At 63.0% G+C, this 12,752-nt stretch carries 10 protein-coding genes; 4 read left to right on the top strand and 6 right to left on the bottom strand.

The genetic code is table 11. The annotated features are described in order from the left end of the window. From mmsB to AB4Y87_RS01570, 3 genes are all read left to right on the top strand, one after another. Positions 1–942, top strand: a complete 942-nt coding sequence (mmsB, locus tag AB4Y87_RS01580) for a 3-hydroxyisobutyrate dehydrogenase (protein WP_442002746.1) — start codon at positions 1–3, stop codon at positions 940–942. Between the two features lie 35 nt (positions 943–977). Next, entirely contained in the window at positions 978–1,757 is a 780-nt protein-coding gene (locus AB4Y87_RS01575) for an enoyl-CoA hydratase (RefSeq protein WP_442002745.1), read from the top strand. Positions 1,758–1,888: 131 nt separating this feature from the next. Continuing rightward, positions 1,889–2,185, top strand: coding sequence for a DUF4190 domain-containing protein (locus AB4Y87_RS01570; RefSeq protein WP_442002744.1), 297 nt, complete (start codon positions 1,889–1,891; stop codon positions 2,183–2,185). A 482-nt stretch (positions 2,186–2,667) separates the two neighbouring features. Here AB4Y87_RS01570 and AB4Y87_RS01565 read toward each other — a convergent pair whose 3' ends face one another. Genes AB4Y87_RS01565 through AB4Y87_RS01555 form a run of 3 tightly spaced genes read right to left on the bottom strand, consistent with a single transcriptional unit; the run spans position 2,668 to position 5,994 of the window. Then, positions 2,668–3,684 carry a hypothetical protein gene (locus AB4Y87_RS01565; protein ID WP_442002743.1) on the bottom strand — a complete coding sequence of 339 codons (1,017 nt, stop codon included), beginning with the start codon at positions 3,682–3,684 and terminating at the stop codon, positions 2,668–2,670. 57 nt (positions 3,685–3,741) lie between these two features. Further along, on the bottom strand, positions 3,742–4,251 hold the full coding sequence (locus AB4Y87_RS01560; protein WP_442002742.1) for a MarR family winged helix-turn-helix transcriptional regulator: 510 nt from the start codon (positions 4,249–4,251) through the stop codon (positions 3,742–3,744). Between the two features lie 24 nt (positions 4,252–4,275). Continuing rightward, complete coding sequence (locus tag AB4Y87_RS01555) at positions 4,276–5,994, bottom strand: AMP-binding protein (protein WP_442002741.1); 1,719 nt, start codon at positions 5,992–5,994, stop codon at positions 4,276–4,278. A gap of 136 nt (positions 5,995–6,130) precedes the next feature. Between AB4Y87_RS01555 and AB4Y87_RS01550 the strand changes: the two genes are divergently transcribed. After that, on the top strand, positions 6,131–7,351 hold the full coding sequence (locus AB4Y87_RS01550; protein ID WP_442002740.1) for an acyl-CoA dehydrogenase family protein: 1,221 nt from the start codon (positions 6,131–6,133) through the stop codon (positions 7,349–7,351). 78 nt (positions 7,352–7,429) lie between these two features. Here the strand turns inward: AB4Y87_RS01550 and AB4Y87_RS01545 are convergent, their stop codons facing one another. The 3 genes from AB4Y87_RS01545 to AB4Y87_RS01535 form a co-directional block, all read right to left on the bottom strand. Further along, positions 7,430–9,067, bottom strand: a complete 1,638-nt coding sequence (locus AB4Y87_RS01545) for an APC family permease (RefSeq protein ID WP_442002739.1) — start codon at positions 9,065–9,067, stop codon at positions 7,430–7,432. 405 nt (positions 9,068–9,472) lie between these two features. Then, complete coding sequence (locus tag AB4Y87_RS01540) at positions 9,473–11,113, bottom strand: GMC family oxidoreductase (RefSeq protein ID WP_442002738.1); 1,641 nt, start codon at positions 11,111–11,113, stop codon at positions 9,473–9,475. Beyond that, complete coding sequence (locus AB4Y87_RS01535; RefSeq protein ID WP_442002737.1) at positions 11,114–12,625, bottom strand: aldehyde dehydrogenase family protein; 1,512 nt, start codon at positions 12,623–12,625, stop codon at positions 11,114–11,116. It lies immediately after the preceding gene. Positions 12,626–12,752: the final 127 nt, after the last annotated feature.

Genomic DNA, 12,752 nt, shown 5'->3' with positions numbered 1-12,752 from the left:
ATGACAGAGAACGCAGCCGTGCCAGATATCCAAGCCCCGGCGACGGGACTCATCGCTTTCCTCGGACTCGGCCATATGGGCGGACCCATGGCGGCCAACCTGATCAAAGCCGGGCACGACGTGATCGGCTATGACCCCGTGCCGGCCGCCGTTGAGGCAGCCAAGGACCACGGGATTCCCATGGCGTCCACGGCGCAGGAAGCCGTGGACGGCGCGGCCGTGGTGTTGACCATGTTGCCCAGCGGCAAGCACGTGCTGGAGGCGTACCGCGGTGTTGACGGGCCCGGGCTGTTGTCGGTTGCCGCGCCGAACACGTTGTTCCTGGATTGCTCCACGATCAATGTCGACGAGGCCCGGCAGGCCGCCGTCATTGCCTTGGAAGCGGGACACCGTTCCGTGGATGCGCCGGTTTCCGGTGGCGTTGTGGGTGCCGAGGCCGGCACCCTGACTTTTATGGTGGGCGCTTTGCCGGAGGACTTTGAGACCGTCAAACCCATCCTGGAACTCATGGGCAAGAGGATCGTGCACTGCGGCGATCACGGTGCCGGGCAAGCAGCCAAGGTCTGCAACAACATGATCCTGGGCGTGTCCATGATTGCTGTCGCAGAAGCCTTCGTGCTCGGCGAGAAACTTGGACTCACGCACCAGGCATTGTTCGACGTCGCTTCCAACGCTTCCGGTCAGTGCTGGGCCCTGACCACCAACTGCCCTGTTCCCGGGCCCGTGCCCACCAGCCCGGCCAACCGCGACTACCAGCCCGGCTTTGCCGGGGCGCTGATGGCCAAGGATCTTCGGCTGGCCGTAAACGCGTTGGAAAGCACTGGAGTTGCTGCAGAAATGGGGCCGTTGGCATCCCGGATCTACGATGCTTTTGCAGCCGGGGAAGGCGCTGGACGTGACTTCTCGGGCATCATCACGGACATTCGCGATAAGTCTGTGTGAGAGTTCTGTACATGACGTTGGGTGAGAGGGAGAGCATGACGGAGCAGTACGGGAACATCCTGGTGGAACGCCGGGGCCGCGTGGGTTTGGTGACCCTGAACCGGCCGCAGGCGTTGAATGCGTTGAACACTGCACTCATGAACGAACTTGTGGACGCCGTGACAGCGATGGACACCGATCCTGACATCGGCGCAGTGGTCATCACAGGATCCGCCAAGGCGTTCGCGGCAGGCGCCGACATCAAGGAGATGTCCTCCAAGAGCTACATGGAAATGTATGCGGCGGACTGGTTCCGTCGCTGGGAGGACCTGACCAGGCTCCGCATCCCCGTCATTGCCGCGGTCTCCGGCTTTGCCCTCGGCGGGGGCTGCGAATTGGCGATGATGGCGGACTTCATCATTGCCGGGGACAACGCCAAATTCGGCCAACCGGAAATCAACCTGGGTGTCATTCCGGGAATGGGCGGCTCCCAGCGGCTCACACGTGCGGTGGGTAAGGCGAAGGCGATGGACATGGTCCTTACGGGCCGTTTCATGGATGCCGAGGAAGCTGAACGCTCCGGGCTTGTCTCCCGGATTGTTCCCGCAGCTGAAGTGATAGACGAGGCAGTGAAAGCCGCCGAGATCATCGCTTCCAAATCCAAGCCCGCAGCCATGGTGGCCAAGGAAGCCGTCAACGCCGCGTTTGAAATGGGTCTGGCACAGGGCGTGCTTTTCGAACGGCGCGTGTTCCACTCGCTTTTCGCCACTGAGGACCAGAAGGAAGGCATGGCCGCGTTCAGCGAGAAGCGGCAGCCCGAGTTCAAGCACCGCTAGTTTCACCTACTTTCGTTGTGAGGCCCGCTTTGCGCCCTAAACGCGACGCGTAGCGCGCAAAGCAGGCCCAGCAGCGGAGTTTTGGGATGCGCGAGGATAGACTCGTTGGCACCGACAAATGGGGAGAGAACATGTCAACGGAGATCGTTCAAACCGGCCACACGGAAGCATCCGCCCAACCGATCAACCGCCAGGCCATCGTGGCAGCCGCGATGGCAGTGCTGGCCCTTGTTGGTCTGTTCTTCGCGGGGATGGCCGTCATTGCAATCTTCGTTGTGGGCGCAGGTCACGTGGCCCTCAACCAGATCCAGCAACGTCGAGAACGCGGACGTCCCTTCGCGATTGGTGCCCTGGTTGTTGGCTATGGCATCGGCCTGCTGTCCTTGGGCTCAGCCCTCATCTTCGCGTTTACCTCCGGTATTCACTAAGCCTTTCTGCGTCACGACCCGCTAGTTGCCCCCTCTTAAAGAAGGGATAGCCAGGCAACGAGGTGGGGGACGCGATGACGGCTCGGTTCTGCGATAACGACGACTGCTTGGAAGGCTGGCACTGGACACAGCTTGGGGAGTTTCCTGAGCCATGCCCGGAGCAGGCTGAGGATCACCCGCTTGCCGTGGCTTCGGACAGCACGACGCCGGCCGGGCAGTCAGACTGACTATCCGGCCGGCGTCGTTATTTTCTTGGGCTATGTGGCCCATTCAGCAGATTGTCCGGCTCCTTTCCGCGTGCATCGGGTCCGGCCAGTTGCCGACGAAGTCGGGCCAAAAGCCGATATCCCGGCTGGCGCATACCCTTGCGTGGTTGCGGACGGGAATCTGGATCTTGCGAAGCATGAGTGCCTCCTGACTGATGAATATGCCTGCGGCGGTTGTCGCAGGTGGTGGTGCCTGCCAAAGCAGGAACCACCGCATCAGTCAGGTCGGGACCCTGGATCGTACGAAGGTTGTGGTGCTGCGCTTCGTTGCGGGTCCATGACAGGTCCAGCTCGAGGCGGGGGCAACGGTGAGAGGACGTCCGGAATGTCGGATGCTCCGGGGGCCGAGGCGCTTGAGCCCCGGGCTCCTGATGAGCCCGCAGCGCTTGGCGTCAAGGCTGGATGAAGCGGCGGGTCCGGAACGGGATTCACGGGACTGGGCATTGCCGCGGGCGGAATGCCCACCGGATCATGCATTGAAAAGGGCAGGGGCAGGCTGATGCCTCCGAGCAGAGGCGCCCCGGCTTGCGTGGATTGGAGTACGACGGCGAGGGGCAGCGTGGGAGCGCCTGCGGGCGAGGTAGTGGCGTCCCGGAGGGTCGGCACCGTAGACGGGGCGACGTCGAGCGGGGTTGGTAGCTGGTTTGGCACCGAACCCGGCAGGGGGTTTGGCAGCGGGTTTGGAACCGGGCCTGACAGTGGAGGAAGCGGAGGTGTGGGCAGCCCGGGCAACTCCGGCACGTCGGGTAGGCCAGGCAGCGCGGGCACTGGAAGCGCGGGGACTGGAAGTATGTCAGGTACTTCGGGCAGGAGGCCGGGGACTTCCTCCACTGGAAGTAGCCCCGGTACCTCGGGAACTTGGCCGACGAGCGGGATTTCGGGGACGGCCACCGACGGGAGTACAGGAACGGCGGGAACACTTGGGATCGCTGGGGCAGCAGGTAGCGCGGGAACTTCGGGAACCACCGGGAGCGGGTCCAGAGCGGAAACCACTGAGTCCACCGTGCCGGTCACAGGCGTGACGGACCGTGTTAGAGAAGTCTCCGAGTTCTGCGTGAGTGACGTTGTACCGCTGGGAAGCGGCGGAATGACCGGCCCAATGTCCGTCGCTGCTGAGGAAGGCCCGGCCAGCAACATCATCCATGCGGTGGACCCCAGCACAGCCAGGAGGAAAGCGCGCAGAAGTGCGCTGCGGCGCTGTCCTCTTCGGCGTTGTCCCGGGTCCTTGGCCATGGCTCCACCCCCAACTGCGGCAATGGAACTTTAGGATACGCTCGCCAGCGCCGTGAGTCACTCCTCCGTGAAGTCACCGGCATCCCGGCGGAAGGTGCCCAGGACGCGGATAAGGTGATCGACGTCGTCGTCTCCGAAGCCCGAGTTGCCGAAAACCTCAGAGTTGAGGGCCGCCGTCGCCTTCTTCGCGAGAGTTCGGCCTTCGGCGGTGAGTTCGATCAGGGTGGTCCGCCCGTCGGTTGGGTGCGGGGAACGGGCCACCAGGCCGGCCTTTTCGAGACGGTCGACGGCGTTGGTCACCGAGGTGGGGTGCACCTGCAGGAGCGCGCTCGCCTTATTCATAGGGAGCGCGCCGCTGCGGGCGAAACTCAGCAGCGCGAGGAGTTCGTAGCGTGCGAAGGTCAGTCCGAACGGTTTGAGGACTGTCTCGATGCGCGCAAGCAGGATCTGCTGTGTGCGCATGATCGCGGTGATGGCAGCCATGGGCGCGGCAACATCGCCCCAACCATGCCGTTCCCAGTTGCGTTGGGCGTCGGCGATGGGGTCGCGGGGGAGTGGGGTGCCCATGGGCCTCCTTCGTTGCTCGGGTGGCTAGTCTTTCAGATTCGGGAACTCTTCCTCGGTGTACTCCAGGCCGAGACCCGCCGGCAGTGGTCCGCTACCATGCCGGGCCACTTCTGTGCCGCGTAGTTCCACACGCCTGATCTTGCCCGAAATGGTCTTCGGAAGTTCGCCGAATTCCAGTCGCCGGATCCGTTTGAAGGGCGCCAGGTGCTCGCGGCAGTATCGCAGGATGTCCTCGGCAACAGCGGGTCCGGGTTCGTAGCCGGCGGCGAGCACTACAAACGCTTTCGGCACCGACAGCTTCACGGGATCCGGTGAAGGTACGACGGCGGCCTCCGCCACTGCGGGGTGTTCGATGAGTACGCTTTCGAGTTCGAAAGGCGACAACCGGTAGTCGGAGGATTTGAAGACGTCGTCGTCCCGGCCCACATAGGTGATGACCCCTTCGGCGTCCCGGCTGGCCATGTCTCCGGTGTGGTAGTAACCGTCGCGGAAGGCTTCTGCTGTTTTCGCTTCGTCGCCGAAGTAGCTTTTCATGAGCCCCACGGGACGGGGGTCCAAGCGCAGGCAGAGTTCGCCGTCGTCGGATTCCTTCCCGGTGAGGGGATCGACCAAGACGACGTCGTAACCAGGCAGCGGCCTGCCCATGGAACCGATCTTCACCGGCTGCGCGGGGGTGTTTGCGATCTGGACGGTGGATTCGGTCTGGCCGAAACCGTCGCGGATGGTCACGCCCCACGCTTCCTCCACCTGGCCGATGACCTCGGCGTTCAGCGGTTCGCCGGCGGACACCACTTTCTGCGGCGGCGAGGTCAACTGTGTGAGGTCCGCCTGGATGAGCATGCGCCAGACAGTGGGGGGTGCACAGAAACTCGTGACTCCTTCGCGGCCCATTTGGTCCATGAGGGCGGCCGCATTGAAGCGTTCGTAGTTGTAGATGAAGACGCAGGCCTCGGCGATCCAAGGGGTGAAAACGTTGGACCAGGCGTGCTTGGCCCAGCCGGGAGAGGCGACGTTGAGGTGGACATCGCCGGGTTCAAGGCCGATCCAGTACATCGTGGACAGGTGGCCCACGGGGTAGGACGTGTGGGTGTGCTCCACGAGCTTGGCGCGCGAGGTGGTGCCGGACGTGAAGTAGAGCAGCATCGTCTCGTCCGCTTTGGTGGAGGCGTCAGGCGTGAACTCCTGCGGTGCGGAGAAGGAATCTCCATACTGTTTGGCTTCCGCGTTGGTGCGTTCCCCGCCGATCTCGATCAGCGTGTAATCGCCCTCCACAGCGGTGAACTTCCCGATGTTGGCGCTACCCACGGCCACCCAGTTGGCACCGCCGCGTTCCACGCGGTCCTGCAGATCCCGGGCACCCATAAGGGTGGTGGTAGGGATCATGACGATGCCCAGTTTGATGCCAGCCAGCATGAGCTCCCAGAGCTCCACCTGGTTGCCGAGCATGATGATCATGTGGTCCCCGCGCTTGACGCCCTCATTGCGCAGCCAGTTGGCAAGTTGGGAGGAACGCTGTGAAAGGTCCGCAAACGTGCGCCGGGTGGAACTGCCGTCCTGCTCAACGATGACCAGTGCGGGCTTGTTTCCCCGTTCCGGATCGGCAGCGATCTGGTCGAACCAATCCAGGGCGAAGTTGAACTCATCAAAATGTGGCCATTCGAATTCGCTGTGCGCCTGCTTGTAGTCCTCGCGCAGTTCCAGCAGCCGGTCCCGCGCCGCACGGAAGTCTTCTGTGACTGTCATAGTCCGCCTTTCGCTGGGGGATCGTGCCTCGGCGCCGTCGCCGGAGCATCCCGCCTAGTGGTCCACATCACCTTGCAATATACTAGGACATCCAAGGGTTTGGAAGAGCCTGCGTTGGACATGACGAAGGGGTCAAATGCTCGACGAAAAAGCAGCTGCCGGCACCGTTACCAGCGGCGAACCGACACAGAAAGTCCTCCCTCCTTATCCGGAGGCGGACCTGATGCACGTGGTGGACCTGCTTCCTGCGGGGGAGCGTGAGCGGTATGCGGAGGTGCGCAAGTTCCTCCAAACGCGGATCCGTGCCGCCAGCACCGAATACTGGAACCGCGAAGAGTTCCCGTTCGGGCTTCTGGCCGAGATGGCCAAATATGGGCTCGGCGGGCTGCAGACCGATGGCTCCTCCAAGCTGTTCAAGGGCCTCATGTACACCGAGATTGCACGGGCAGACGTGTCCCTTTCTGCGCTCGTGGGCATCCATAACGAACTCATTGTCGGCATGATCCACGAACTCGGCTCTCCTGAACAGAAGCGGAAATGGCTGCCGGGGCTGGAGGCCTTCACTCAGTTGGGCGCCTTCGCACTCACGGAACCGGACCACGGTTCGGACATCGCCGGAGGACTGTCGACGACGGCGCGACGCGACGGCGACGATTGGGTTATCAACGGTGCCAAGCGCTGGATTGGGGCAGGCACCATTGCTGACTTCGCCTTGGTGTGGGCGCGCGACGTGTCCGATCATCAGATCAAGGGTTTCATCGTGGAGTCGGACCGGGCAGGCTACTCGGCCACAAAGATCACCAACAAGATCGGCCTCCGCATCATGCAGAATGCGGACATCACGCTGGACGACGTTCGGATTCCTGCGGATAACCTGCTGCCCGGCGCCACAGCGTTCTCGCGGGCCAATGACCTGTTGCGGGATTCGCGGGCCTGGGTGGGTTGGCAGGCTGCCGGCATCCAGCTTGCGGCCTTCGATATTGCCCGCTCCTACGCCCTGGAACGCAAGCAGTTTGGCAAGGAATTGGCCAGATTCCAGCTCATCCAGCAGCAACTTTCCGACATTCTGGGCAACGCCAACGCCTCACTGTCCTTGATGGTGGAACTGGCGCGCATCCAGCAGGCCGGGAAGTTGGAAATGGTGCAGGCCGCCATGTGCAAGGCGACCACAACCCGTTTGGCGCGCTCGTCCGTGGCTATGGGCCGATCCCTGATGGGCGGAAACGGCATCACCACGGATTACGAGATGGGCAAGCTCTTCGGCGACGCCGAAATCCTGTACACCTACGAGGGCAGCTACGAGATCAACTCCATGATCGTGGCCAGGGCGGTAACGGGAAAGTCAGCGTTCGTCTAAGCCGAAAACGAGAGCATCTCTTCGCCCATGGAACGCTGGCGAAGAGATGCTCTCGTTGGTGTGACTCTGAAGTAACGGCTAGGAACTTTGGGTTAGGACGTGGACAGGCTCCGATGCGGCTTGCTCAGGGGCTCCGGGTTCATGGGACGCTGACCCCGGCGAGGCTGGCTCCGGGGAGGGGGCAGCAGCGGCGTGCTCGGCCAGGACCCCTGTCCGGTGCCTGATACGGAGGCGGTAGAGGAGCGTTCCGCCGATGACTACGGCAGCAACGAACATGACGCCGCCCCACTGCAGGTACCACTCGAAGGGCGGTACTGAGTTGTAAATCTCCGGCCGTGGCCAGATCAGGTTCAGCGTCATCGCGCCGCCCCAGAGCACTGCCATGATGTTCACGGGCAGTCCCCATTTGCCGAGACTGAATCCCGGTTCAGATCCGTCGTCCTTCAGCGGCCACTTCTTGAGGAAGCGGCGCCGCAGCATCGGCACCGTGACCAGCAGGTAGGACAGGTAGATCAGGACGATGCTGATGCTGGAAAGAATGGTGAAGATGGCCGGCTGGGAGATGTTGACGATCAGCGGAATCACTGCCACTACGCCGATAACGATGGCAGCCACTGTCGGGGTCTTGCGGGTGGGATGCACTTTGCTGAGCTGGCGGCTGAAGGGAAGGTTGTTGTCCCTGGCCATGGCGAACATCATCCGGATAGCTGCTGCATGGACGGCCAGTGTGCAGACCACGACGGCCACCACGATGCAAACCAGGAAGGCCTTGCCGAAGGGGCCGCCCAGCACGGAAAGCACAATGTACTGGAGTCCGCCATCGGCAGCTCCCAGCTTGGGATCTGAAAGATCGGGCGCGGCCAGGATGCCGCCCAGGAGGAGCAGACCTCCCAAGAGGAAGGACGCCGTAACAGCCCGCAGGATGGCCTTGGGAGCCGTGCGCTTGGGGTCCTTGGTTTCCTCGCCCAGGGAGCTTGCTGTGTCGAATCCATACATGACGTAACCGGAGGCCATGGCGGCAATCATGAACACCCCGAAGAAGCCCAGAGGATGTCCTTCGCCGAAACCGGCCGTGTCCAGGAGGACTTCCGGTCCCCGCACGGAATGCCAAATCAGCGCAGCGATCAGCAGGACGGCCGCAACCAGTTCCACAAATACGCCAACGCTGTTGATCATGGTCATGAGCTTCACGCCGAAAGCGTTGATGAGCGTGGAAATGCCGATCATGATGCTGGCAAGGATGACGCCGTTGACGGCGAAGTCGTAAGGCCCTGTTCCATCGCCCACCAGTTGGAAGCCACTCCAGATCTGCGGCAAGGTGATTTGAAGGGCCAAGGCAACGGAACCCAGAGCCATGATCGAGGAAATGAGGAGTAACCAGCCTGCCAGCCAGGCCCACGTTCCGGTGGAGAGTCGTTTAGCCCAGTTGTAGACCGATCCAGCCACTGGGTAGCGGCCAGCAAGTTCCGCAAAGCACAGAGCGACCATCAGCTGGCCGACGAAGACGATTGGCCATGACCACGCATAGGCGGGACCGGCCGTGGAAAAGCCGAAGTAAAAGAGTTGAAAAACGCCGGTGAGGATAGAGATGTAACTGACGCCGGCGGCGAAGCTGGCGAACTTGCCGATGCTGCGGTCAAGGGTTTGCGCGTAGCCAAACTCGTCCATGCCGCTGGCATCGCTCTTGCGGGGTCCTAATTTGCTGGGTTCTGACATTCGAACTCCTAACTCAGACGTGCACCGAATGGTGATGACCTGCGGCCGCCATTGGTCGCAGTCGAAATCAAAAGGCCGGGCACCACTGTGTGCCTCCGGCTGTTCCCCATTGTTGTAACGGGGCCGGCTGGGCCTCCGATATGGTCGAAGGCCCAGGCCACGCCCGCCAAGCCGCAACCGAATAGGTGTGGCGTGGGTCATAAGAAGAGGTTAGTTCAGATTGAACAGGCGTTCAAGACTTGTCTATGAACAAATGTTCAAGAATAATGCGGGCGTCCTTTTCGGGCTTGCGCTCGCGGGCCGGAAAGGTGGGCGGGCAAACGCGGGCCGGAAACGTGTGCGCTGGAACGCCGGTGGGGGCACTGGGTGCGCCCCCACCGGTCTTTCCAATGGCAATCACCCTGCTCAGGCGGGGGTCAAGCTGAAGTCCGCCTCCGCCGTCGTGGTTTCATCCGTCCGGCTTGCCTTGATGAGGTCCGCGCACCGCTCGCCAATCATCATGACCGTGATGTTGGGGTTCACGGTGACGTGTTCCGGCATGACGGAGGCATCGGCAACGCGCAGGCCCGTAACGCCCTTGACCCGGAGCTCGGGATCCAGCGGTGACATGTCGTCCTCTACTGGTCCCATGCGGACGGTGCCGACGGGGTGGTAGACGGTGTTGTGCGTTTTGCGGATGTAATCCTGCAGTTCCTCGTCCGTCTGCGCCTCGATACCAGGGGAGAGCTCCCGGCCGGCCCATTCAGCCATGGCTGGCTGCGCGGCGATTTCCCGGGCCTTGCGGATGCCGGCCACCATGACGCGCATGTCGTGGCCCTCCGGATCCGTGAAGTAGCGGGGGTCCACCATCGGCTTGTCGCGGAAGTCCCGGCTGCGAAGCCGGACTGTCCCGCGGGAACGGGCGTGGGTGACGTTCGGGGTGAGGCTGAAGCCATTCTCCGTGGTGGGGTAGCCGTACCGAAGGGTGTTCATGTCGAACGGGACAGAGCCGTAATGCATCATCAGGTCCGGGCGATCCAGACCCTCTTCAGTGGGGGTGAAGATGCCGATCTCCCACCACTGGGTGGAGGTCTGCACCATCGGCTGCTTGGCCTCGAACTGCACCACGCCTTCCGGGTGGTCCTGCAGGTGCTCGCCGACGCCGGGGGAGTCGACCACCACCTCGATGCCGTGTGAGGCGAGATGCGCGGCCGGGCCGATGCCGGAGAGCATGAGGAGCTTGGGGGAGTCGATGGCGCCGGTGGACAGGATGACTTCGCGCTGCGCTGTGAGACGGTGGGTCCGGCCGAAAGCCGAGTCAACGACGTCCACACCGGTGCAGCGCTTGTCTGCATCGAACACCAACTGGCGGGCACGCAGGCCAGTCAGCAGTGTGAAGTTTTCACGTTCGATGATGGGGTGGATGTAGGAGACCGAGCTGGAGGAACGCGTGCCGTCCGAACGGCGATTGATCTGGAAGAAGTTGGCCCCGTTGATCACTGTGTTGCCGTCATTGAACTTTGCGCGGGGGATGCCGGCCTGCTCGCAGGCGTCAAGGAGCGCGACGCCGGTGGGATCCGTCGGTGGCACGTTCATGAGGTGCACGGGCCCCGAGTCGCCATGGTGGGGAGCATCCGGGCCTGCGTCCTCGTTGGTTTCCAGCCGCTGGTACAAGGACCAGGCGGCAGCAGCGTTCCAGCCGGTGGCGCCGTACTTTGACTCCCACTCGTCCAGGTCTTCGCGAGGAGCCCAGAAGGCAATGCAGGAGTTGTGGCTGGAGCAGCCGCCCATGACCTTGGCGCGGGCGTGGCGCATGAAGGAGTTGCCGTTCTCCTGCGGTTCCACGGGGTAGTCCCAGTCGTACCCCGACTCCAGCAGTTCCATCCAACGGTCAAGCTGCAGTATCTCGGGCAGGCCGCGGTCATCCGGACCGGCTTCAACCAGCGCCACGGTAACGGAAGGATCCTCGCTCAGTCGGGCGGCTACAGCGGCTCCGGCAGAGCCGCCGCCGATGACGACGTAGTCGAACCCTCGGTCGTTGAGGTTCTCGATGTTGTCGGTGTGCATCTATTTCTCCTTGCTGAGGTCAGCGAACCAGCCGGTCACCTGCGGGTTGGTGTTCTGGTAGATGTGCTTGGCTTCCTGGTACTCGGCCAGTCCGGTGGGACCGAGCTCGCGGCCGACGCCGGACTGGCCGAAGCCGCCCCATTCGGCCTGCGGAAGGTAGGGGTGGTAGTCGTTGATCCAAACGGTGCCGTGCCGCAGCCGGCCTGCTACCCGCTGCGCCTTACCTGCATCCTGCGTCCAGACTGCGCCTGCCAGTCCGTAGATGGTGTCGTTCGCGGTGGCTACGGCTTCGTCTTCCGTGCGGAAGGTTTCCACAGTTACTACCGGGCCAAAGGCTTCGTCGACCACAACCGACATTCCCCGTTGGACGCGGTCCAGGACGGTCGGCTGGTAGTAGAAACCGGCGTCGTACTTCTCCCCTTCAGGCGCCGCGCCGCCACAACGCAACCGCGCACCTTCCGCCACGCCACGCTGGACGTAGGCATCGACCTTCTCGCGGTGGGCTGCGGAAATCAGCGGTCCGGTTTCGGCGGACTCATCGAACGGGCCGCCGAGGCGGATGTCCTGTGCCCTGCGGACAAGCTCGTCGACGAAGCGCTCGGCGATGGATTCCTCCACCACCAGCCGCGCCCCAGCGGAGCAGACCTGGCCTGAGTGCACAAACGCGCCGTTCAGCGCATTGTCGACGGCGGCGTCGAAGTCAGCGTCCGCAAACACAACGTTGGGGTTCTTGCCGCCGAGCTCCAGGGCTATCTTTTTTACAGTGCCAGCGGCGGCCGCGGCAATGCGCTTGCCGGTTTCCAGGCCACCCGTAAAGGAGACCAGATCAATGTCAGGGTGCTCCGAAAGGGGGGCGCCCGCTTTGGCGCCCGGGCCCGTCACGAGGTTGGCGACGCCGTCCGGCAGGCCAAGGTCCTTAAGCAACTGCATGGCAAGGATTGCCGTGGACGGGGTCAGCTCGGCGGGCTTGAGGACGAAGGTGCAGCCAGCGGCCAGGGCGGGAGCGATCTTCCATGCAGCCTGCAGCAGTGGGTAGTTCCACGGCGTAATCAACCCGCAGACGCCAACGGGCTCGTAGACAACTTTGCTGACGACGGCGTTGTCCCCGGCGTCGACTACCCGGCCCGCGGACTGCCCAGCGAGCCTTCCGAAGTATTCGAAGCAGGCAGCGATGTCGTCGATGTCGATGCGGCTTTCGATGATCCGCTTGCCGGTGTCCAGCGATTCGGCCCGGGCGAACTTCTCCCGGCGTTCGCGCAGTTCAGCGGCGACCTTCAGCAGGAACGCGCCGCGATCGGGCGCCGGGACAGAGGACCAGACGCCGGAGTCGAAGGCTGCACGAGCGGCAGAAATGGCGCGCTCGGCATCTTCGCGGCCAGCCTCGGACACCGTGGCGACCAGTTCGCCGTCGGCCGGGTTGTGGATTTGGCGGACCGCACCGGACGCGGCCGGCTCCCACGAGCCGTTGATGAAAAGCGTGGATGCGGAATCGGAGAATGTGGCTTGGGTCATACCTTGGAGATTAGTGCATCTTGAACATCTGTTCAAGAGAAAATATGAACAAATGTTCAAAGTGGTGCTGGCTGCGCGCTCCGGGGTGATCAGGCACTGCCCTTCCGGGCGGACAACAACGGCGCCC

It is taken from the genome of Paenarthrobacter sp. RAF54_2 (assembly GCF_052113945.1).
Classification (GTDB): domain Bacteria; phylum Actinomycetota; class Actinomycetes; order Actinomycetales; family Micrococcaceae; genus Arthrobacter.
This window is presented reverse-complemented; position numbering and strand designations above follow the sequence as displayed.